The 23,717-nt window shown below is 40.4% G+C and carries 17 protein-coding genes and 2 pseudogenes; 7 read left to right on the top strand and 12 right to left on the bottom strand.

Going from position 1 to position 23,717, the window contains the following annotated elements; translation table 11 throughout:
- Nucleotides 1–20: 20 nt before the first annotated feature.
- Complete coding sequence (locus AC0VZ4_RS12170) at nt 21–287, top strand: YrhK family protein (RefSeq protein WP_182673482.1); 267 nt, start codon at nt 21–23, stop codon at nt 285–287.
- Nucleotides 288–363: 76 nt separating this feature from the next.
- Nucleotides 364–879: a M23 family metallopeptidase gene (locus AC0VZ4_RS12165; RefSeq protein ID WP_475439796.1), complete on the top strand. Its 516-nt coding sequence runs from the start codon at nt 364–366 to the stop codon at nt 877–879.
- A 110-nt stretch (nt 880–989) separates the two neighbouring features.
- Here the strand turns inward: AC0VZ4_RS12165 and AC0VZ4_RS12160 are convergent, their stop codons facing one another.
- Nucleotides 990–1,937 (bottom strand): sodium-dependent bicarbonate transport family permease, encoded by a 948-nt coding sequence (locus AC0VZ4_RS12160; protein WP_475439795.1) that lies wholly within the window; start codon nt 1,935–1,937, stop codon nt 990–992.
- Between the two features lie 149 nt (nt 1,938–2,086).
- On the opposite strand from AC0VZ4_RS12160, the gene AC0VZ4_RS12155 reads away from it, so the two are divergent.
- A complete protein-coding gene (locus AC0VZ4_RS12155) occupies nt 2,087–3,031 on the top strand; it encodes a LysR family transcriptional regulator (RefSeq protein ID WP_475441650.1) in 945 nt (314 codons plus the stop codon).
- Between the two features lie 19 nt (nt 3,032–3,050).
- Here the strand turns inward: AC0VZ4_RS12155 and AC0VZ4_RS12150 are convergent, their stop codons facing one another.
- From AC0VZ4_RS12150 to AC0VZ4_RS12140, 3 genes are all read right to left on the bottom strand, one after another.
- Nucleotides 3,051–4,052 (bottom strand): LacI family DNA-binding transcriptional regulator, encoded by a 1,002-nt coding sequence (locus tag AC0VZ4_RS12150; RefSeq protein ID WP_475439794.1) that lies wholly within the window; start codon nt 4,050–4,052, stop codon nt 3,051–3,053.
- A gap of 74 nt (nt 4,053–4,126) precedes the next feature.
- Nucleotides 4,127–5,653 (bottom strand): MFS transporter, encoded by a 1,527-nt coding sequence (locus AC0VZ4_RS12145; protein WP_475439793.1) that lies wholly within the window; start codon nt 5,651–5,653, stop codon nt 4,127–4,129.
- Between the two features lie 32 nt (nt 5,654–5,685).
- Nucleotides 5,686–7,014 (bottom strand): GH1 family beta-glucosidase, encoded by a 1,329-nt coding sequence (locus AC0VZ4_RS12140; RefSeq protein ID WP_475439792.1) that lies wholly within the window; start codon nt 7,012–7,014, stop codon nt 5,686–5,688.
- Between the two features lie 238 nt (nt 7,015–7,252).
- On the opposite strand from AC0VZ4_RS12140, the gene AC0VZ4_RS12135 reads away from it, so the two are divergent.
- Nucleotides 7,253–9,829, top strand: a complete 2,577-nt coding sequence (locus AC0VZ4_RS12135; protein ID WP_475439791.1) for a glycoside hydrolase family 3 protein — start codon at nt 7,253–7,255, stop codon at nt 9,827–9,829.
- Nucleotides 9,830–10,085: 256 nt separating this feature from the next.
- Nucleotides 10,086–11,264 (top strand): IS4 family transposase, encoded by a 1,179-nt coding sequence (locus tag AC0VZ4_RS12130; RefSeq protein ID WP_475439790.1) that lies wholly within the window; start codon nt 10,086–10,088, stop codon nt 11,262–11,264.
- Nucleotides 11,265–11,431: 167 nt separating this feature from the next.
- Here the strand turns inward: AC0VZ4_RS12130 and AC0VZ4_RS12125 are convergent, their stop codons facing one another.
- The 3 genes from AC0VZ4_RS12125 to AC0VZ4_RS12115 form a co-directional block, all read right to left on the bottom strand.
- Nucleotides 11,432–12,919, bottom strand: a complete 1,488-nt coding sequence (locus tag AC0VZ4_RS12125; protein ID WP_475439789.1) for a tryptophan halogenase family protein — start codon at nt 12,917–12,919, stop codon at nt 11,432–11,434.
- Nucleotides 12,912–14,462: a tryptophan halogenase family protein gene (locus tag AC0VZ4_RS12120; protein WP_475439788.1), complete on the bottom strand. Its 1,551-nt coding sequence runs from the start codon at nt 14,460–14,462 to the stop codon at nt 12,912–12,914. The genes AC0VZ4_RS12125 and AC0VZ4_RS12120 overlap by 8 nt, the downstream gene beginning before the upstream one ends.
- Before the next feature lie 102 nt (nt 14,463–14,564).
- On the bottom strand, nt 14,565–17,531 hold the full coding sequence (locus tag AC0VZ4_RS12115; RefSeq protein WP_475439787.1) for a TonB-dependent receptor: 2,967 nt from the start codon (nt 17,529–17,531) through the stop codon (nt 14,565–14,567).
- A 475-nt stretch (nt 17,532–18,006) separates the two neighbouring features.
- Here AC0VZ4_RS12115 and AC0VZ4_RS12110 point away from each other — a divergent pair, with 475 nt between their 5' ends.
- On the top strand, nt 18,007–19,104 hold the full coding sequence (locus AC0VZ4_RS12110) for an ISAs1-like element ISPsesp1 family transposase (protein ID WP_475439786.1): 1,098 nt from the start codon (nt 18,007–18,009) through the stop codon (nt 19,102–19,104).
- Between the two features lie 683 nt (nt 19,105–19,787).
- On the opposite strand, the gene AC0VZ4_RS12105 is transcribed toward AC0VZ4_RS12110, so the two are convergent.
- The 4 genes and pseudogenes from AC0VZ4_RS12105 to AC0VZ4_RS12090 all read right to left on the bottom strand — a co-directional run.
- Complete coding sequence (locus tag AC0VZ4_RS12105) at nt 19,788–19,967, bottom strand: DUF6435 family protein (protein ID WP_007375469.1); 180 nt, start codon at nt 19,965–19,967, stop codon at nt 19,788–19,790.
- A 165-nt stretch (nt 19,968–20,132) separates the two neighbouring features.
- Nucleotides 20,133–20,333, bottom strand: a pseudogene (locus AC0VZ4_RS12100) (PQQ-dependent sugar dehydrogenase); the annotation flags it as partial.
- Nucleotides 20,334–21,593: an IS4 family transposase gene (locus AC0VZ4_RS12095; RefSeq protein WP_337119945.1), complete on the bottom strand. Its 1,260-nt coding sequence runs from the start codon at nt 21,591–21,593 to the stop codon at nt 20,334–20,336. It lies immediately after the preceding pseudogene.
- A 90-nt stretch (nt 21,594–21,683) separates the two neighbouring features.
- A pseudogene (locus AC0VZ4_RS12090) lies at nt 21,684–22,439 on the bottom strand (PQQ-dependent sugar dehydrogenase); the annotation flags it as partial.
- Nucleotides 22,440–22,521: 82 nt separating this feature from the next.
- Here AC0VZ4_RS12090 and AC0VZ4_RS12085 point away from each other — a divergent pair.
- Entirely contained in the window at nt 22,522–23,406 is an 885-nt protein-coding gene (locus tag AC0VZ4_RS12085; protein ID WP_475441613.1) for an IS982 family transposase, read from the top strand.
- Here the strand turns inward: AC0VZ4_RS12085 and AC0VZ4_RS12080 are convergent.
- Nucleotides 23,403–23,675, bottom strand: a complete 273-nt coding sequence (locus AC0VZ4_RS12080; RefSeq protein ID WP_475439785.1) for a hypothetical protein — start codon at nt 23,673–23,675, stop codon at nt 23,403–23,405. The genes AC0VZ4_RS12085 and AC0VZ4_RS12080 overlap by 4 nt on opposite strands.
- Nucleotides 23,676–23,717 lie beyond the last annotated feature (42 nt).

Here is a 23,717-nt window from a genome sequence, read left to right as displayed (position 1 = left end):
TAAAAGAGTGAGCAGTACTTATGGACTCCAGTAATCAGTTTATTTTAGATTTAGGGCAAGAGCATATTACCATTCAGCGGCGATATGAAGCGCTGGGAGCGTTTAACGATTTTTTGATTGCTGTGTGGTTTTTAATTGGCAGTTTTTTCTTTTTAAATGACTCATTAATAGAGAGTGGCACATGGTTGTTTATAGCGGGCAGTGCTCAATTGCTTATAAAACCTGTTTTGAAGTTGATCAGCTTAGTACATGTTAGTCGGGTATTTCATTCAAATAAAACATCATAAATACGACTCATGATGAGTTCAGTTATTATGGCTAATAATTTACCAGTATAAGTTATTAAATATCAAGGATAGAAAAGTGAAAGTACTTAAGTGGATTGCAATTGGAGTCGTTACTTTATTAATAGTAGGCTTACTAATTCCCGAAAAAATAATGATTCCGGTACAAGGTGCCACAAGTAAAGATTGGAACCATAACACGTTTTGGTACGAGCCTTGGGGTAGGTCGGGTGTGCACAAAGGAATTGATATTTTTGGCATAAAGAACACTCCTGTAGTTGCCTCAACAAACGGTGTTGTTATATTTGCAGGTGAGTTAAGCCGAGGTGGTAAAGCGGTTGCAGTACTTGGGCCAAAATGGCGTATACATTATTTTGCGCATTTAAATGACTACTCGGTAAGTACAGGTGATGTGGTAAGCATAAACAGTCAAATTAGTTTACTGGGCGATACTGGAAATGCTGCAGGAAAACAGCCTCATGTGCATTATTCTATTTTATCATTAGTGCCCATGCCGTGGCTTTTTACAACGCAAAATCAAGGGTGGAAAAAGATGTTTTTTTTGAGCCCACATAAAAAATTAACGATTAAGTGACCATTGTATTTACTATAAAATGACCTTTTTAATTTAGCTGTTAATCCCGTATAAAATGGGCTTAACAGCTTCAAAGTAATAAATTTTAATTATTAATACTGATTTTTCGTTTACTGCATTGCTACTGCGAGCTGGTGGTATAAACCAATACCAACAATCACATTAAACGGAAAAGTTACACCGAGTGAACTCAGCATAGCAAGACCAATATCGGCTTTAGGGATTGCCGCTTTTATTGCAGCGGGCGCGGCTATGTAAGAGGCGCTGGCTACTAAGCTTCCCAATATAACTACCGAGCCTAATTCTAAATTTAAAAGTGTGCCTACTGCTGTGCCAATTGTGCCTAAAAATAGCGGGGTGACGATAGCAAATACCGCTAGTTTCCAATGTTTCCAAGGGATAGGGCGTAGAGTTTGCGCGGCTACTAAACCCATTTCTAGTAAAAATAATGCCAGCACAACCTTAAAGCTGCTTGTTAAAAGGCTAGTTACTTGGCTACCTTGCACCGTGCCGTACATCATACCGATAACCACGCCGCCAACGAGTAAAATCACACTTTTGTTAGTAAGTGTTTCGTGCCAAAGCGCTTTTAACGACAGCGTACTTTTTTGGCAGTTTTCTTTATCAAGCTTTCGGTAAAGCAATAAACCAACAATGATTGCAGGGAGTTCTAGCATCACTAAATACAGGGTTACTTCTGCGCCTACTACTAATTTAGCTGATTCAGCATAAGCGAACGCAACAGCAAATGTACCTGCACTCACTGAGCCGTAATGTGCGGCAATACTGGCGCTATTAGCGACAGAGAGTTTAATCACGTATTTTAAAATAGGGTAAAGCATAAGGGGTATAAGTGCGCCAAGCAGCATTACCGATCCCATTTCGGGCAGTAGTTGCCAGCTTAAGTTACCGTGCAGCACCATACCGCCTTTTAAGCCTATGGTTAACATGAGCAATAAGCTTAGTGTGTCGTAGGTGGCTTTTGGAATGGCCAAATCAGAGCGTAAAATACCCGCCACTAATCCTAAAATAAAAAACATAACAACAATATCTGGCACTGGCTTTCCTTACTAGGTGGTAAATTAAGTGGCGCTATTGTAGATAAAACTTTGTATAGTAAATAATAAAATAAATACGAGTTAGTTATAGGTGTTTATCTATGAGTTGCTTATTAGGTAGCTATTATAAGGTACATTATGAGGTAGGTATGGATTTACGACATATATCGTTTAGGTTGCTTGAAGTATTTATGAGCGTGGTTAAAACGGGCTCAATAAGCGAAACCGCAAGGCGTTTACACCTAACACAACCAACGGTATCGCTACAAATAAAGCGACTGCAAGAAGCGGTAGGCGAGCCACTACTTCTTATACAACAGCAAAAGCTACACGTGACCGATGCAGGGCTTGAACTGTTTAAAACCTGCCAGCAAGTGTTTGGACATTTTGAAGATTACCAAGATTTTTTAACCGAGCTTAATGGCGGAGCACGCGGCCGTTGTAAAATTGCCATGGTTAATACGGCGCAATATATTTTACCAAAACTGCTTGGCCCCTATAGTAATTTACATCCCCATGTTGAACTCCCGCTTGAAATAGGTAACAGGGCAGAGGTGCTTGATAGGTTTGAGCGAGGAGAGGACGATATTTATGTATTTAGCCACCCGCCGTCCCTTGAACACGCACAAGCTGCGCGCTTTTTGCATAATCCACTTGAATTTATAGTGCCGCTAAACCACCCGTTAGCTCATGTAAAAGCCGTTGAATTAACTGATTTAATGCAGTATCGCTTTTTACTTCGAGAAAATGGTTCAGCAACACGTATGTTATTTGAAAGCGAGTTACAAAGCCGAGGGTTAGTTCTGAGCGATAGCGTGCAAATGGCGAGTAATGAAGCAATACGCGTCGCGGTTGCATCGGGGATGGGCATTGCGGTTTTATCACGCCATGTACTTGCAACAGACGATACTAGTTTTAAAATTTTAAACGTAACCGATACCCATTTAGCGAGTCATTGGTATTTTGTAATGCGAACAGATAGGCACATATCGCATGCTACACGTAACTTTTTAAAGTTTTCGAAGCAGCACGTAGAGCAATATTTAGATACGCAGTGGGTGCGTAATGAGTTACATAACTTAAATTTAAACTAGATTTAAATTAGGTTTAAAGTTAATTAATGTCCGGTGTTGAGTCTCTTAAAATAAGCTTTGGCTGAAACACGTGCTTTACTGTTATGCCGCTTTTTTTATAAATGTCCTTAAGTACTAAGTTAGCCGCAGCTCGGCCCATTTCGGGAACTGGGTTATCTATTGTAGTCAGTGTTGGGTAGAGGTAATTGGTAAAAATTACGTTATCGAATCCAATAATGGCTAAATCTTTTGGCAGGTTAAAACCGTGTTCGCGGGCGTATTTCATAGCACCCGATGCCATTTCGTCATTGGCACATACAAGGGCGGTTATCTGTGCTTTATTTTGAATAAAATGCCTTAAGCCGTCGCTGCCGCCGGTTTCTTTAAAGTCGCCTATATAAAATAGGTTTTCGTCAAAGGTTAGGTTGTACTCTGCTAGGGCTTGTTTGTGACCTTTTAAACGGTTTGACGCGTCTTCTTTAAATTGCGGGCCTGCTATGTACGCAATGTTTTTATGGCCTTTGTTGATCATGGCTTTAGTGGCTAAGTAGCCGCCCATTACGTTGTCGAGGCTAATGCAGTTTTCTTCAATTTCTTTAACGTAGCGGCTCATTAAGTAAATAGGGGTTTTGCCTTTACTTAACTCAATTAGATACTCGTTTGATACAACTTCTACGTGGGCAATAATAGCGTCGCAATTACGGCCTATTAAAAACTCAAAGCCGCTTTTTTCTTTTTTCTCGTCACTGTGTCCAGGGGTAATAATCACGTGTTTACCCGCGATACGAAGGTGCTCTTCAATGGCTGACATCATTTGACCAAAAAACGGACCATCCAACTCAGAAACTAAAATACCGACGCTGTTTGTAGTGCTAGACGCCAAAGAGCGAGCAATAGAACTTGGCTGATAGCCTAGCTCTTTCATTGCTTCTAATACCTTTTTTTTAGTTTTTTTGCTTACGTAGTCGTTGTCGTTAAGTACCCTTGAAACAGTTGATAAAGACACACCTGCCATTTCTGATACTTGATAAATTGTCGCCATTGATGTCCTAGCTTATATGTGTTTTTAATCGTGCTTTATAAAATATAAAGCGCGAAGGGTCATTAAAAGTTAATTTACACATTACTGCGTCTAATTGCTAAGTCTTCTGTTATTTTTTGCGTCATCGCTGAAGTAAGCGGATAAATAAACATCAATGCGGCGCCTAAAAAAGCAAATGCGGCAGGTATCCAGCTCATAAGTAACTGCATACCAGGTAGGGCTTGTGTGATTGTTAGCTCATCCATGCCGTTGTAGCCGTAGCCTGCAAGTACCACTAATACTAATGCACCTGCAAAACCACCTCCGGTTTTTTGCACAAATGTACCCGCAGAATAAATAAGGCCTGTAGCGCGGCGTTTGTTTTTCCACTCTGAATAATCGGCTGAATCACCAAGCATACTAAAAAATAATGTTGGCATCATCGCGGCAAAAAATTCAGCAGCGCAACCAAAGGTAAATACAGCAACTAGGTTATCGCTAGGCACCCAGTAAAATGCAGTAGTGAGTATGCCGCTTAGCATTAATGATGCAATAAATAGGTTTCGTTTACCCATAATTTCGGCCAGTTTACCTGTGGCAAGTGCGCCTAATATAGATACAACCAATAAGGCGATAAAGTATTGCCCAGCCATGAGTTCATTGGCTACGTGGTACTTAAAGTAGTACGCAATTACACCGTATTTTATGCCATTAAACATCATGGTTAAAAAACCAATGCCGAGTAACACCAACCAAGGTTTATTGGTCAGAAGATCAACCATATCGCGCTGTGATCCCGTTAAACTTTGCTTATCTTTATTGAGTAGTTTTTTAATAACGAATGTCATTGCAGCCATAACAAGGGCAAAAAATACGCCGCTGTATAAATCGCGGTAATAAAAAAAGAGGGTGGTAGCAAGTAGAGGTAGGATTATAAACGGCAGGCTTTTGGTTAAATCAAACAACTCTGATTTTAAATTGCCTTCATTTGAGGCGTGCGGTGTTACACGCTCTTTGGTGGTCGCAAACGTTATAACCATTAAAATAATAAGTAAGCTGGCAAATAAGTACATAGTAAGCTGATAGCCTTTGGCGTTGTCGCCGCCACCAAAAAATGCCACTAGCTCAGGTAAAAAACCCATAACCAATAAGCCACCAGTAAACGCACCTGCAAACCTAAAACCAGAGAGCTTTGTGCGTTCTGTATCGTCTGGTGTCATAACGCCCATAAGTGCCGAGTAGGGCACGTTACTTACTGTGTAAGCAAGCGTTAAACCTATGTAAGTTACGTAGGCATAAATAAGTTTGTTGGTGGTGCTAAAATCGGGTGTAGTAAAACACAACACCATAAACAAGCCCAAAAATGGTGCGGAGTAGAGTATCCACGGGCGAAATTTACCAAAGCGCGACTGCGTTCTGTCGGCAATCATACCCATAATAATATCGGTGACGCCATCAGATAGCCTTACCACCAAAAACAGCATGGCAGCGGCGGCTGCCGATATGCCAAATGTATCGGTGTAAAACACCGCTAAATAAGCAAGCGCACCGCGCCATACTAAGTTAGCGCCGGCATCGCCCATGGCGTAGCCGACTTTTTCGTATAAAGGGAGTTTGTTCACAGTGTGTGTTCTTATTGTTATAAGCCGATAAATTATCGGCTAGTTATTAGGTTACTGTACGCTTTACCGCTGGCTTTAACAGTTCGTTTTTGTGTGTTGTAGTCTACGTGTACTATTCCAAAGCGCTTTAAATATCCTTCTGCCCATTCAAAGTTATCCATTAGGCTCCACGCAAAGTAACCATCTACTTTTACGCCTTGCTCTGTTGCGTTATGTAGGGCATTTAAATGCTCGTGGTAATATTCAATACGGTCGTTATCTCTCACTTCACCGTTTTCAAATTCGTCAGCCATGGCTGCGCCGTTTTCGGTAATATAAATAGGTGGTAGGGTGTATTTTTCGTTTAACGATACAAGTAATTCTGTAAGCGCTTTAGGATAAATTTCCCAGCCTATATCGGTCATTGGCGCTTTATGTGGCAGCTCATGGTAAAAGTCGGTTTCGCTTGCTTGATAATGCATGCGGGTATAAAAGTTAACCCCTAAATAATCCAGCGGTTGAGCAATTATTTCCATGTCGCCATCTAAAATATCTGGGCGGTGGGCTTTAGGTAACTGCTTAATAATATCAGGGTATTTACCTTGCATTACAGGCTGCATGTACCATTGGTTTATATAGTCATCAGCAAATGCAGTGGCTTTTAAATCTTCTTCGCATTGGGTAACGGAGTAACAAGGCGTAAAGTTAAGTACAATACCGTTTAGCGTATTTGGGCTATTTTTAGCAAGTACTTGCATAGCCAAGCCGTGACCCAGTAATAAGTGGTGCGCGGCTTTACGACCAAATTCGCGACCTACTATGCCAGGCGCATGTACGCCTATTTCGTAACCTAAATAAGAGCTACAAAACGGTTCGTTTAAGGTGGCGTAAGAGTGCACACGTTCCCCAAAAGCTTTAGTAATTAAATCTGTGTAATGCGCAAATTCGTAAGCGGTGTTACGGTTTAGCCAACCACCTTCGTCTTCAATGTGTTGTGGTAAATCCCAGTGGTACAGCGTTACGAAAGCTTTAATGTTACGGCGTTTTAATTCATCTAAAATGTCGGTATAAAACTTAACGCCTGTCGGGTTTAATTGACCGCTTTTAGTCATTACGCGTGGCCACGAAATTGAAAGTCTGTATGCGTCTACACCTAAAGACTCAATTAAGTTTATATCATCTTTCCAGCGAGTGTAGTGCTCGCAGGCTACATCGCCATTTGAATTATCGACTATTTTGCCTTCTTTACTGCAAAAAGTATCCCAAATACATGGCAAGCGATCAGCTGCGCCGCCTTCAATTTGAAATGAGGCCGTAGCTACACCATAAGTAAAATTTTTGGCTAAAAGTGGTGAGCCACTAGGTAAAGATAATTGTTTCATTAAGAGAAAACCTCTGCTTCTTTGTAGTAAATTTTGCTTTTATTTATAGTTTATAAATTTCATTGGTGGAAGCGCTTCCATATTTAATTTGATTAATCACTAAGTATGGTATTTAATAACTTTAAGGAAGCGCTTCCATATTTAGATTAGTGGCTATTGTTAAGCAGGTCAATAGTTAAATTTAAATAACAAATAGGCGCTTCACAAAAACACACTGACACAACACAGGGCTATAAAAATGAAAAAAAGCTTAAACACTAACAGGTTACACATGTTCCCCATTTTAATAGGAGGATTGTGCGTTTTAAGTGCGTGTAATAAACAAGAGGTTAACGCTAATAATAGCCAAAGCGCCGTAGCCAAAAAGGCTGAGCATGAGCAAGGTGGTTTATCACTTTGGCCAACGCTTAAAAGCAAGGTAGTTAAAACGCCTGAAATTGAAAATAAGATTGCACAGTATTTAAAAACAATGACGCTTGAGCAAAAAGTAGCGCAGATGATCCAACCTGAAATTCGCGATATAACCGCTTCAGACATGCGCAAATATGGCTTTGGTTCGTATTTAAATGGCGGTGGCTCGTTCCCAAATGCTAATAAGCATGCAACGCCTGCAGATTGGATAATGCTTGCTGAGAGCATGTATCAGGCATCAGTTGATGACTCAATTGATGGCAGTAAAATTCCAACCATGTGGGGCACTGATGCAGTACATGGCCATAATAATGTGATTGGGGCGACGTTATTCCCGCACAATATTGGTTTAGGTGCTGCTAATAACCCCGCATTAATTGAGCGCATTGCAGCAGCTACTGCAATAGAGGTAATGGCAACAGGCATAGATTGGGTATTTGCACCGACTGTTGCGGTTGTTCGCGACGACCGATGGGGCAGAACGTACGAAGGCTACTCAGAAGATTCAAGCATAGTACGTGAATATTCCGCCGCAATTGTAAACGGATTGCAAGGCAGAGCCGATGAGGACTTTTTAAGTGACAAACGTGTAATTAGTACCGTTAAGCACTTTTTAGGCGATGGCGGCACTGTCGATGGTGACGATCAAGGCGATAACATTGATAGTGAAGAGGTGTTATATAACATTCATGCGCAAGGTTATATAGGTGGCTTAACCGCAGGTAGTCAGTCGGTTATGGCATCGTTTAATAGCTGGAATGGTAAAAAAAATCACGGCAATAAATACTTACTTACCGATGTATTAAAAACAAAAATGGGTTTTGATGGCTTTGTTGTAGGTGACTGGAACGGACACGGACAAGTTGCAGGCTGTACAAATGAAAGTTGCCCACAGGCTGTTAATGCGGGGCTTGATATTTTTATGGTGCCAACGGGTGCTTGGAAACCACTTTATGAAAATACAATTAAACAAGTAAAAGCGGGCACAATAACAATGGCGCGAATAGATGACGCCGTGGCACGTATTTTACGCGTTAAATTACGTGCAGGTTTATTTGATAAACCAAGCCCCGCAAATCGAAAATATTCAGGTAAATTAGAACTAATAGGTGCGCCTGCACATCGCGATATTGCCCGCCAAGCGGTACAAGAGTCGTTAGTACTACTTAAAAACAACAATCATTTATTACCGCTTAACCCGTCTAGTAACATACTGATTGCAGGCGATGCGGCCGATAACATAGGTAAGCAATCGGGCGGTTGGAGTATTACGTGGCAGGGAACTAATAATCAAAATGCAGACTTTCCTGGAGCAACGTCTATTTATGCGGGGCTAAAAACGCAAATAGAGGCTGCTGGCGGTAACGCTATTTTAAGCCCAACGGGTGAGTTTAATACCAAACCCGATGTAGCCATTGTTGTATTCGGTGAAGAACCGTACGCAGAGGGGCATGGCGATAAAGACAACCTTGAGTTTGAACGTAATAATAAACGCTCTCTTAAAATATTAAAAACATTAAAGCAGCAAAATATACCCGTTGTTTCTGTGTTTATATCGGGCAGACCAATGTGGGTTAACAGCGAGCTAAACGCGTCAGATGCATTTGTAGCAGCATGGCTTCCTGGCACTGAAGGGCAGGGCATTGCAGATGTTTTACTAGCGGATGCAAGTGGGAAGGTACAATACGACTTTAAAGGTAAGTTGTCTTTTTCGTGGCCTAAATCGCCACTTCAAACCGCAGTAAATAAGGGCGATGCTGATTACTCACCATTATTACCCTATGGCTTTGGCTTAACGTATAAAGATGAAAGTACGCTTGGCAATAATCTAAATGAAGACTCAGGTGTTGATATTAGTAACCTTGCGCCGTTATCTATATTTAATGGCAGCTTTAAAACACCGTGGCGTTTGTTTTTAAATTCAAACAGCGAGCAGCACCAAGTAGCAAGTAACAGTGTAAAGCTCGGCGGCATTACTTATCGCACTGAAGACAAAGCGATTCAAGAAGATGCGATGCAATTTAATTTTGATGGCACTGCAGCCAGCTATATCGAAATTAATAGTAACTTTACCGAAGACAAAGTGGCCTACATTGAAGCAAATTCAGCCCTTAGCTTTAGCTATAAAGTAAACCAAATACCTAGCTCACAAACATACCTTGCAATGAAGTGCGAACAAGGCTGTGGTGGCGAGCTTGATATTACCAATGAGCTTAAAAATGCTGATTTAAATACATGGCAAACCATGAGTATAGATTTAACGTGTTTTGCTAAAAAGGGCGTTGATTTTGCCAGAGTAACCAGCCCTTTTATTATTAAAACGGCAGGAGAGCTTAGCGTTTCAGTTGCAGATATTAGTTTTGAACCACAAGGCGCTAAAAGCGCCGTGGTTAAGTGTGAATAATAAAACGTAAAAGTTGTTGTGTGTACCCAAAGCCCTGAGGGCGTGTTGATCTTTGTGGATTGAAATTTGTTCAATCTAGGGGCAATTTAATCGCGGCGAGAGGTTTGTAACCTAGTGGGCTAAGTAAAAACCGATCAACAAAGAGTAAATTGCCCCTAGGCAGAACCCTACGGGCTGACGAATCCCCAAAACGTGACAGGCACAGCAATTTATGATCTTATGTAAATCACCACAACCCACATAAGTCACAACTGCTATGCCTGACACATCAGTTTGCCATAAGTACTTTAAACATGCATTAGCGCCATTCAATAATGCCAGAGTAAAAACATTACTAAGCTGCAGTAATGCATTAATTTCGGGCAATAAACTTACCTTAACTGAAATCGGCAGAAATTTGTCTGGCGCTGTGGATGTAAAACATAAAATAAAACGCGTTGATCGCTTCTTAAAAAATACTCACCTCTACAATGAAAGGGTCGCTATCTATAAAGCATTAGCTCATCCTATTATCGACTCTTTACCAATGCTTGCAATTGCCGTTGACTGGAGCCGTGCCTGTGGTCACGACTATCACTTACTGCGAGCAAGCTTACTTGTGGATGGGCGCTCTATCGTGATTTATAACATGATTGTTGAGCAGAAGAATTTTGATAGCCCAGCAACCAACAGCCTGTTTTTAGATGAACTTTATGAAGTGCTTGGACGACATCCTAGTGTCTATATTGTAACAGACGGCGGCTTTCTTACGCCTTGGTATAGTAAAGTACGCGAACTTGGTTGGCATATGATAGGTCGATTAAGAGGCTCAATGAAGTGTAAACTAGCCATGCAATCACAATGGCATACATTAAAACAACTTAGGGCTGGTGCCAGCGATATACCAAAGGCGTTAGGTCAAGCACGACTAACTCAGTCCAGCCCGACAGCATGCGATGCATTTTTACACGTATATCATGGAAAAAATAAAGGAAGAAAAGGAAAAAGCAGATTTACGAAAGATACAAAAATGTATCAAAACTTAGCGAAAGAGCCATGGTTACTCGCGACATCAGACAATACAATGACGAGTAAGCGAGTAGTTGGTTTATATAGTAAAAGAATGCAAATAGAGCAAAATTTCCGCGATGACAAAAGTTTGAGATATGGTTTTTCGTGGCGTTTTAGTAAAAGCACCGGCATAAATAGAATAGGAATATTATGCTTGATAGCCACAATAGCGAGCACTGCGTTATGGTTTATAGGGAGTGAAGCAGAAAAAAGAAAGTGGCATATAAAATTTCAAGCAAATAGTGTTAAGAATCGCCGAGTTCTTTCATTTTTAACCTTAGCCAAGCAAGTCATAAAGCTATGTAAGAGACGTATTACACAAAGCTATATAGAAAAAAGTTTAAAAAACTTTATTTTTAATTATCAAAAAGAGGCCGCTGGATAAAGTGGGGATCCCTCAGCCCTTAGGGCAGCGCATGTTTGGCATTTATGCTACGTTATCGCCTATTTATGGGGAATAACCACACTACATAGGCTCTGCCTTGCCTAAAAACCAAACATACTGCTGCAAATTCAACCACCAAAGAACAACACGCCCTAATAAGGGCTTTTTTATGCTGGGCAATATTGCTTTAAAAACTCATGATGAGGCGGTAATTGGCTTACGCGTTGCTCTATTTGTTGTTTAATACCGTGTAAAAAACGGGTGAGTTCTTCGTCGCTCATCATGCTGGCTATTAAATGATGTTGATTAGGCTCAATGCCTTGACCAAGCATAACTTGCACCCACGAATCGACTCTAAAAATGTCGCCATCGTCTAAAAATACACGGCCGGTTTGTTTAAACAAATCAATTTTATGCTGAAGTGTTTTCGGCACTCCCATGGCGTTACAATGCTGCCAAAACTCGCTGTCATCGCGATTAGTTACTTTGTAGTGCAGCACGATAAAGTCGCGAATATTTTCAATTTCGCTTTTAAGCTGTTTGTTGTATTCGTCAATTGCGTGATTGGTAATGCCATTAAACGGAAATAAACGCATAAAGCGAATAATACCCGACATAATTAAGTGAATGCTGGTGGACTCAAGTGGTTCTACAAAACCGCTAGCAAGGCCAAGCGCTAAGCAGTTTTTGTTCCAGCCTTTTAAGCGCCGCCCTGTTTTAAATTTAATAATACGCGGCTCTGTAAGCGCCTCGCCCTCAATGTTATTTAATAGTAGCGCTTTGGCTTGTTCGTCATCCATATATTGGCAGCAATAAACTAATCCGTTGCCGACACGGTTTTGCAGCGGTATACGCCATTGCCAGCCGCTTTTGTGGGCAATAGAGCGGGTAAGTGGCAATACGGTCTCGCTGGTTGATTTTGTTTGCACCGCAATGGCGCTGTTACACGGTAGTAAATGCGACCAGTCTTCGTAGCCAGTATGCAATGCTTGCTCGATTAATAAGCCTCTAAAGCCGGTGCAATCAATAAAAAAGTCGCCGTTAATGTGCTCGCCATTATTTAAAGTAAGTGATTCTATATGGCCCGTTTTAGTATTTTTTATTACTTTTTGTATTTTACCTTCAATGCGTTTTACACCTAATGGTTCTGAAAATTCACGTAAAAACTGCGCGTAACGCGTGGCATCCATATGGTAAGCATAGTTAATGGGGTTTTGCTGATTAAACGCAAATTTACCGCCTTTAGCAGCTTGTAGCTCGTAGCAGTAATCGCCAAAGGGGTTATCTATTCCTAAAGTTTTACCTTGCAGCCAAAAGTGATGAAATTCACCCGCCCAACATTCTTTGCCCGTTGCGCCAAATGAGTGAATATAATGCGTGTTTTCATCACCCCAGTTTTCAAAGCTAATACCGAGTTTAAAACTGGCTTGAGTGGCTTTCATAAATGCTTGCTCGTTTATACCCAGCAATTTATGAAATGTACGAATAGGCGGAATTGTTGCCTCACCAACACCCACAGTGCCAATATCGTCAGATTCAACAAGGGTTATGTTTATATTGTTACCAACTAGTTTAGCAAGGGCTGCTGCGGCCATCCAACCTGCAGTGCCGCCTCCAGCAATTACTACGTTTTTAACAGCGTTTGTTTTAGTCATTATGTGGCTGCCCATTATTTGATAAAAGATGATTTAAAAGCGTGCGATTACTTGGCAGTCCATTTAAACACTGCGCTATTTTTTCGCGATTTTGCTGATAATAGTAATCCCCAGCACGTGGGTCATTAAATCTATTTTGTGCAGATACTGTTTGTGTATTAAATCCCATGCCATATAAAACGTATTGGTAACTGCTTGATGAAAACACTTCTTCGTTTTCAATAAAATCAAAGCGGCTAGGGGGCTGAAGTTGCCAAAGTTTAAGTAAGTCTTTCAGGCGCTTGGACGCGGTATTTAAATCACTAATATCTTGCCAATAAGGAGTGTCGTCGCGCTCGCTTAGCACATAATGAAGTTTTAAAAACTCAATAACGCGCTGCCAACGAGTGCCAAAACGGTCATTAAAACGCGTTTCAAGCTGACTCATGTGGGTGCGGTTTTGCGGTAGTTGCTCGCTTATCATGCTAATTGAAAGTTCAACCATAGCAAGAGCTGACGCTTCAAGTGGCTCTAAAAAGCCTGCAGACATGCCTACGGCAACACAGTTTTTAATCCAAAATTTTTGCCTGTAACCAGGGCTGAATTTTAATACACGGTAGTTAAGTTGCTCAGCTTGTTGCTCACTGGTACTTTTGGCTATGTAGCTTTTTAGAGTATTTGTTGCGCTTTCATCACTTTGATATTTACTACTAAATACATAACCTGTACCACGGCGTGTTGGCAGGGCTATATCCCAAATCCAACCGTTACTTTGTGCTGTAGATAGCGTAGCAGAGGCGATTGGTTGATCTGTGTGTGCATTAGGTATTTGCGCCGCAACAGCGCTGTTATTAAATAAAATATGATCTTGCGCTATAAACTCACTATTAAAATGCTCACCAATTAAACGAGCGCAAGAGCCTGAGCAATCTATAAATAAATCACCTGTTATATCGCCATTATTATTTGTTTTTAATGCGGCAATATAGCCATGATCGTCGTTAATAACCTCGGTTACATCGTCAGTAATATGCGTAACATTTAGATTTTTAACGCAGTGATTTTTTAAAAACTCAGCAAATTTACCTGCATCTAAATGATAACCATAGTTGGTGACTGCTGCGTATTCGGGTGTTTGTAATTGCTTTGGTGCAAGTACTGCTTGGCATACAAAGCTTTGTATATTAACAACGTCGGCAAACTTTTGATTAGGTGCAATGCGTTGCCAGCTGGCGTGTAAATTAGTGTGCTCGTAGCCTTGTGGATTCATAAAAGGGTGGTAGTAGTTTTCTCCCTCGCTGAGGTTGCGCCAATTTATAAATTTAGAACCTTGCTTAAATGATGCGTCGCACTGGGTTATAAAATCAATTTCTTTAATGCCAATGCGCTGTAGCGTGTTACGCATTGACGGCCACGTGCCTTCGCCCACACCCAATATAGGCACATTTGCCGACTCCACTAACGTTACATTAAGGTGCGGGTGTTCGGCGGCTAATAAGCCTGCGCTTAGCCAGCCGGCAGTACCACCACCTAAAACGACTATTTTTGTTATTGGTTTGGTCATGAGTTAACACCCTAAAATTGATAACAATTAAACTAGCATTAATACTGTTTTAAATACAAAAAAGCCGCTAGTAAAAACTAACGGCTTTACTTTGTATTACCTTTAGAAGTTGTAACGCATACCAATATTGTAACGTGCACCTAGCTGTTGTAGGTTCCACAATTGTACTGACGTACGGCCATGTTCGCGGCTGTTTTGTTCAGTAATGTTAAGGCCTTCAACAAAAAACGATAGTTGTTCGCTGTAGTTGTACGCAACATTAAAGTCGATTTGATAATATTCTTCGGTAAAGCCAGGCTCGTTTACGTATCGAGCTGCGCTATTTAAAAACTTATCACGCCAGTTGTAAGCAATACGTGCTTGAAAATCATCGTTTTCGTACATTGCAATAAAGTTAGCTGTATCGCTTAAACCCACTAGTGCAAATTGCGTAGTAGTAGGGTCAGCGTTTACATCAAAGTCTATGTCGCCATTAACAGTGGTGTAGTTTGCTTGCACACCAAAACCGCTTTCACCAAAAAAGTGCTGAAAGGCAATTTCGAAACCATCAATAGTGGCATTTTTATTGTTGGTAGGTACTTGCGCTGTAAATTCTAGTAATGGGTCATCGCTGTTAGCAATTACATCGTAAGCGGCTTCAAACTCTTCGTAAGTCATAGAGTCAAAATCAACGCCATTTTCTGTTGCGGCAACCATTTGAAATAAATTTGAATCGGTTAGAGCAAGTCCGCGAGATTCTAGCTCAGCAATGGCAGCTTGAGCGCGAGGGCCCGCTGTTGCATCGCGTAATCCGTAGTAGTTTTGCGTCATGGGAGTTAAACCAATAAAGTTTTCGATGTCTTTAGTGTAATAACCTACCGACACATAACTTGTTTCTGCAAAGTACCACTCAGCCGATACATCAATATTATCTGATTCAAGCGGCACTAAACCAGGGTTACCCGTTGACGCTGTAGCCGGTGATGACCCCGCTAAAAGAGTAGGGGCACCTGGTACACCAACAGTCGCTGCTGAACTTAAGTTGTCGTAAGTTGGGCGAGCAATTGTTGTGCTATAAGAAAAACGCGCTTTAACGTTTTCGATTACTTCTATGTCAAAGTCAAAGCTTGGTAAAAAGTGATCGTAGCTAGATTTAAGCGTGAAATCTTCTTTATCTGAGCCAAAACGAACGTTAAAGTCGTTATTACCTTCCCACGCTACTGCGTTAGGTAAGTCGATATTAGCCGTTGAGGTAATATCGGTAGACTCTTGGCGCGCGCCAATAACAATGTTGTATGGCATATCGCCAATGTAACCGTTGTAAGTAAATTGCACAAACGCAGCGGTTATATCTTCCTCAATGGTGCGGTTAGTTGCAAATGCGCCATCGGCTGCAAAGTTAAAGCCGTATTCTTCACCTGCCCAGTAACCAACTTGCGATGCGCTGCCAGTATAACCTTGGTTGAACGAGCCCGATGTATCGTAGTCATCAAACTCAGCTAAAAAGTTTGTTGGGTTTAGGTAGCCGTCAGGTAGTTCGCCTGGGTTTTCGATACCCCAGTTACCCATTGTATTACGTGTAAGTGATTGCAGTGAATGGCTTTCCATAGAGCGAGACTCTATACCGAAGTCAATTGCACCGTTTTCAATTTCGTATTTACCATGGATTCTAAATTCTGTTATTTCAGACTCTTGGCGAGCAAAGTTAGAATCTAAAATAGACGTACCCACATCAGAGGCATCTAACGTGTTATTACAATTTAGGTTGTCTCGGCGGCAATCATCAAAATCGATACTCATTGATGGAAGTTCGCGGCTAAAATCAACTTCTTGTGCGTTAACTACGTTTGCGCCCAAGCCTGCGTTTACCCAGCTGCCGTAAGGTGCATCTGGTTTGCTAGTGGCTTTTGAATTGTGCGCATCAAACATAAAGCTCAATTCTGAATTGAAATAGTACTCAAGGTTTAAACCAATAGAGTTGTTTTGATTAACTTGGTTTAGCTCTTGAAACGCTAAACCTAAATCACGTGTTTGCTGATCGCGACGTTCTTCTCGGTAATAAATAGGGGTTTTTACCGTGTTATCGTCAAACGTTAGCGCGCTTTTATAGTTATCCATCCATATTGATTGCTCAGCACGGGCTTCGAATAAATCTTGCTTAGAATATGTGTAATCAAGCGTGGCTGTTAAATCGTCAATAGGGCTGTACTGCAGCGTTAATTGCGCGTTTGTACGAGTACGTTCTCTGTCGGCAATAGTGTAGCGTAAATCTGATGGCATTGAATAAAGCTGACCTACAGCGGGTGCATTAGTTAAAACAATATCGTCTGCAGCTTGTGGGATTGTGCCGTCAAAAGCTGATGTATTCCATTGACTTACAAACGCACCTGTTGATGAGCTATCGCGCTGTTGCATGCTTGCAGTTAACGAAGCACCAAATTTAGCTTCACTGTCGGTCCAACTAATTAAACCCGAAAGCTCTGGTGTTATGTCATCACCAACGCGGTTTGTTGAGTCGTGTAATGCTTTTACGCCTACGCTTGAAATAAAGCCTGGGTTATCAAGTGGGCGAGCCGTATTAATATTAATTGTTGCACCAATACCACCTGATGCAATACTTGCTTTACCTGTTTTGTATACTTCAACCGACTTAACGCTATCAGATGCTAAGTTTGCAAAGTCAAAAGCACGAGAGCTTGGTGTACCACCACCTGCAGGCAAAGATGCTGCCGGCATTGTACGTCCGTTTAGGGTTACCATATTGTAGTCGGGGCCAAAACCACGAACCGTTACTTTAGAGCCTTCACCATTTGAGCGATCAATCGACACACCTGTAATACGCTGTAGCGACTCTGCTAAGTTGGTATCTGGAAATTTACCAATATCTTCAGCTGATATAGCATCTACGACACCAGCAGCGTCGCGTTTTAAACGAGTAGACTCTTTAATACTGCTTTTAAAACCAGTAACTTGAATTACTTCAACATCTGTATTTGCTTCTTGTGCATATACAGGTAAAGAGATTGATGCGCCTAAAATCAGAGATAGGCTAGTGGCTATCTTTGTTTTTCTTACAATATGGTTGGACATTCGGTTTCCCTCGCACTTTTATCATTATTATTAACAGCTGTATGGGGCTGTTATTGTGTAATTATAAACATTGTCAAATGTATGGAAGCGCTTCCAGAAAGGTCTGTTTAACTAGGCTTTGTGGAAGCGCTTCCAGAAATGCTAGTTTAAATTTTGTATAGGGTCAACTATTGTTTTAATAAAATGAGACTAAATTGTTTTTAAAATGTATGTTTATTGGATTTGATTTTATTTAAATTATAAATTACAGGTGGTTATAAAAAACCATTTGAAATGGTGGTGTAACAACATTTTATTATAAGGAAGCTGGTTATTGATTCATTTAGTTATTTACACACTGTTATAAGATGTTTAAATCAGCTTTTAATATAAGCTAAAATTAATAAATCGGCCATTGGTCCAGGGCGGGATCACACTTTGTAAATAAACAAATTTTATGATCTAATACCATAAATTTCATCACCTTAAACTTATTATGTCACTCTTCTCACATTTAGAACTCGTCAAAGATAATCGTTCACATATAAATCAGCACCATAACTTAGTTGATGTGCTTTTTCTTATTATTACTGCCGTTACATCAGGGTGTGAAAACTGGCAAGACATTGAAGTCTATGGCGAAAGTAAGCTTAATTGGTTAAGAGGATTTCGTTCTTTCAAAAATGGCATACCCACTCGACATAGTATTGCTCGGATTTTTAGAACCGTTGATACTGACTCATTACTACTCGCGATGTATAGCTGGGTCAATCAAAACCGCGTTAAGTCAGCGCATCCTGTCATTGCCTTCGATGGCAAAACTATTCGCGGAGCAAGTAAACACATTGCTGATAAATTACATCTCGTCTCAGCATTTGATTGTGAAGCAGGTCTCACATTATTCCACCAAACAGTTGGCAGTAAGACGAATGAAATACCGGCAGTTCGGGATTTATTGAAAATACTCGATATCAATAACACCGTCATTACACTTGATGCTTTGCACTGCCAAAAAGAAACGCTAAAACAGCTAATTAGCAGACATGCAGATTATCTAGTGCAAGCAAAGGGTAATCAAAAGAAACTTTATAGCGCGATTCAAGATGCATTTACACACCAGTATGAATCTGAAAACTCAGAGATACTTAGTCATGTAACACAAGATGAAGGGCATGGGCGAAAAGAAGTACGTACGATAGATTGTCTTGATACGCGTTTATTACCGAGTGAAATTAAAGAGAGCTGGCCATCAGTTAGGACAATCGTTGCGGTGCAGCGAGAGCGAACGAAGGGTAATAGAACGAGTATTGACACACATTACTACCTAACATCGTTGACAGACAATATATTGATAAGTAAAGCAATAAGACAACATTGGCTGATAGAAAATCAGCAACACTGGATACTGGATGTCGTATTTAAAGAAGATGCCTGTCAAATACATGAGCCATTAAGTGCGCAACATATGGCACTATTTAGACGCGTCGTTAGGAACATGATAAAGCAGCATACGAAAAGCAAGGGGTCAATAAGAAGTAAGTGTGTAAGAGCTTGTTATGATGATGCTTTTAGAGAAGAACTTCTTTTTGGTTAACATTTTTAACAAAGTATGCTCGCGCCCTGGCTCATCATCAGTAATTAAATCGAGTGGTTTATTAAAATAATGGCTGAGTTTAAGCAAATGCTCGCAGTAACTTTTACAGGTACTTTGTGAATAACCACGGTAGGCTATTTCAGTTTTGACTTGTTCAATGAGTGTATTCATGACTTACCTCCAAATATGGGATAACCCCAAGGTAAGTGTGGCTCAAATGGTCAGAATAGGATCTCCGCGTAGCGGCTTAGTTCAACAGCTTTATCAGAGGACACTTTCCTCTTTTTATGAGCAATGTATGTCCTCTTAATTATTTTTAATATTAATAACAAATCCTGTAACACATTGCGAGTATTAAACTTTAAGTCGGGCTGTTCTTTTAATAATATGCAAAAAAGAGGAAAACGTCCTCATTTTTTGACTTAGGAGGAAAAACGCCAGGGCGGTACATAAATGGAGCAATTAAATATTTAAAATGAAAACCAAATCCGATTTTAAATCATTTAATAGTCACTAAAAAACGCCAGCGAAAATGCAAGTAACCGCTTTAAGTACACTTGTTTGTGTAAGCATATTATAGAAGGTGGTTTAGGGTCGGTGGAAGCTGTAAAAACGGGGTCATGGATTATTTACTAAACGCGTCTTCCTTTTTTTGAAACAGGGTAGACGCGTTTAAATATTATTTATTTGGCTTTTTTAGCCTCTAGAGTTTCTATTTCACTCCAGATTTTTTCGGCTTCTGCGCTTAACATTGCAAAGCTTTTAATGTCGCCTTTTCTTTGTGCCTGCATGCCTTGCTCTAGTTTTACGTCGTATTCTTTACGCAGTTTTTTTACGGGATCAGGCTTTAAAAATGAAAACATTAGTATTCTCTTAATTTATTAAATTATATGTAATTAGTGTACGCATTAATGGGCTTAATAGTTCTTTGTTTGGTGAAAATGTTTACTTTGCGCTTTAAAAGCGCAAAGTAAACACGGTGTAATTATTAACGTACTGTGTGCTAGTTCTGGTTCTAGTGCTAATGTTTACATTTCTGGCTCTAGGCGTTTAATACCTTGCCCATCAATACCTAAATAAATAAAACCATTACTGCTTTGGGCTAAGCTGCGTACTCTGCCAATTCCATCGAGTATTTTATATTGCTTAACAACCTTACCTTTTGAGAGCTCTAGTGCGCTAATGAATGCAAATTTCATTGATGCTAGTAATAGCTCATAGCTTAGTTCTTAAGGAACACAGACCGTGTGACTTCCTATCTTAAAACGGCAAATATCATTGTTTTTCTCAATGCTTTGCCGCTTACAATTTACCGCTAGTAGCTCAAATACACGATGTATCTTATGGCTGCACCGTGTTTGTTCTATGCAATCCAGAATATCATCCAACCAAAGATAACTGCACTTACTCGCTCTAAATGTCGAGATCGCACACTTAAACATACCCGCTGCACTATGGCAGATAAAACGCTTGATAAGTGTTTGCAGTATGCTCAGCCAAACCAATGATTCGGCAATATGAGGATCTCGTGTGATGAACCCTTTAAGGTTATTCCATGACTTTAGTTCTTTGAAAAACAACTCAATTTGCCAACGAGTTGCATATATATCGAGTAGTTCGTCAAAGCTAAACTGTGCCTCTTTTAAATTAGTAACAAGGAAAACGGGGCGCTTTTCATTCGGTAAATAGATAAGCCTGTACTCGGGCCCATTTTTCTTCCAACGTACTGTTAATTCAAGTGGTTGGCTTGCGAATTTATCGAGTAACGTTTTGATTTTAATGTTCTTTTCTTTAAGTTCTATACCCGCGCAATAAGCTGATGTAACGATTGGGTTAATGTTTTTATTTGCTCTGATCAAAAAATATCCGCCATCTTGAGCTACTTGCTCAAAGTAATCTAAGTCAAAATACCCAGCATCAGCAAGTAATAACGTATCTTCAAGTGTGTGGCTACCTGGTAAAAAGGCGCGCTCAGTTTCAACATCAGGACGAATATCTATTTCGCAGGGTTGTTCATTAAATAGGTCATAGGTAACGTGCAACTCAATTGCGGCAGGACTTACAGCAGTAAAACGACCAGCAAAAACCTGCGCTAATTCATCATGTAGAGCAAATGAAGAACCATCTTGCAATAACACTCGCTGTATTCCTCGCTGGGTAAAAAAGGTTTTATCCAGCGTGTTTACAGTCAATTTAGACATCGCTTGAATAACGAGCTCACGGACAAGCTCAGTCAAGGCTGGTTTTCGAATTTGATTATGAAAGGGTTTATAACTTATCGTGCAATCAGCCTGCGTTCGCAAGTTTTGATGGATATCTGACAAGTTAGCGTCTTGCAGGCAAGATAAGCTTTTAAATACGGCTTTGAGCAGAGAAACGATCGACAGGCAACGGTGTCGAACTTGAAATCCAGAGGTTTTTGCAAGCTCAATGAGGTGTTTTTCTGAGATAAGGGCTTTTAATTGGTTTGAAACTTGGTTAATCTGCATGTGAACTCTGTTTTTAGTCATGTTTTTATTGGCGTAACTATTTGATCATTAACAGAGTTCAACTTCAAGTTTTCTTAAGATCCAACCTATGAGTAATAGCTTACCTTTAAGCTTTGGGTATTTATCACTCGTTACATACAACATATCGGAAGGCGCAATAGAAGGGGTCCAGTGTAATGCAGGCGATTGCATGCCGTCTTTTTCTTTAAGGTCGGTAAACTTGGTACCGCTGTAGTTAACGCCATAGCTTACTAAAGGCCATCCGTAGTTAGCGCCTTTTTTTATAATATTAAGCTCATCGCCGCCGCGTGCTCCGTGTTCGTGAGACCATAAAATATTATTTTTATTATCAAACCACATGCCTTGTGGATTACGGTGCCCATAAGACCATGCCGCATGTTTTGCATCTTTTTGTTTAACAAACGGATTGTCGCTTGGGATATTACCGTTTTCGTGTAAGCGATAAACTTTACCGCCATCACGCGTGAGATCTTGCGGGTTTATGTCGCGCGAGCCGCGATCGCCAATTGAAAAATAAACATAACCTTCATTATCAAACACAATACGGCTGCCGTAGTGCTGGCCTTTGGTACTATTATGCTCGCCTTTGTATAGCAATTGCTGATCAGACAGCTGCGTATGATCGCTATTTAGCTTGGCGCGCATTAAGGCGGTGTTACTTCCGCTTCCTTTGCCCTCACTACTTGAGTAACTAAAGTACAGCCATTGGTTTTGCTTACTATCGGTGTGTAGTGATAAATCAAGCAACCCACCTTGGCCATTAGCATCAATGTCGGGAAGCCCAGAGACCTTAGTTAATTTAGTGGTATTTTTAGGTAACCTGAATCTCGTTTAAGAAATTGAACTAAATGCCTGTTCCGAGATCCGATCTTTCGACCAAAAACGATTGGATAAGCAAGGAACAGGCATGATTAAATTAGTTGAATTATTTTGCGATGTCGATGATTTTTGCAAAGTATTTATACCCCAATGGGAAAAACAATTACTCGAAGATGGCACCCAAAAACGTCAGCGTTCAGGACGTATGACGACCAGTGAAATTATGACTATTGTTATTAGTTTTCATATGTCACATCACCGAGATTTCAAAAATTACTACCTTGGCTATGTATCACTTATGTACAAAAGTGAATTTCCCAACTTGCTCAGTTACACACTATTTTTAGCCGTTATGCCAAGGGTAATTGTGCCGATGTGTGCCTATTTTACTTCACTTAAAGGTAAACCCACAGGCGTTGAATTCATTGACTCCACATGTATTAAAGTGTGCCATAATATTCGTATTCCAAGACACAAAACCTTTGATGGAATAGCCCAGCGTGGCAAAGGAACAATGGGATGGTTTTATGGCTTCAAGCTACATTTAATCGTTAATCACCATGGTGAAATTGTTGCTGCGAAAGTGACAACAGGAAATGTACATGATACTCAACCAGTGCGTGAGTTAGCGAGCTGCCTGACGGATAAATTATATGGTGACAAAGGGTATTTAAGTAAAGCTTTAGAAGCCGATTTACTCGATAAAGGGGTAAAGCTCATTACGACGGTTCGCAAAAATATGAAGGCAAAAGCGATGTCATTATGGGATAGAGCAATGCTTTCAAAACGCTTTATAATCGAAACAATTAATGACCAGCTCAAGAACATATCCTTCATTGAACATTCAAGACATCGGAGTATGAACGGCTTTATGTTGAATTTAGTCGCTGGATTGGTGGCTTATTGCTTGAAAGAAAAGAAGCCACACCTTAATTTAACTGACGTAGAGCTTAACGCATTAGTTATCGCTTAAGCAGAACTCAGGTTAGGTAATAAAAATAACGTTCCACTGCGCTCTGATATTAGCAAATCACCATTAGCTAAAGGCTCAATAGCCCAAGGTATAACCACACCTTCTGCCGCTGTTACTGCGTTAACGCTAAGCGATAAGGTATCGAGCTGTTTATAATTTTTTACGTAATCGCTTTTTGCATTTGCGGGTGTATTAATAGCAAACATAGCAACGGTTAAGCCTGCACTTATTATTTTAGGGAGTGTGTTATGTAACCTTAACTTTATCATTATGGCTTCCAAAATTAATCCAATCTTACATAACCTTATCAT

The organism is Pseudoalteromonas sp. QJM3NY_22, from assembly GCF_056173065.1.
This window is presented reverse-complemented; position numbering and strand designations above follow the sequence as displayed.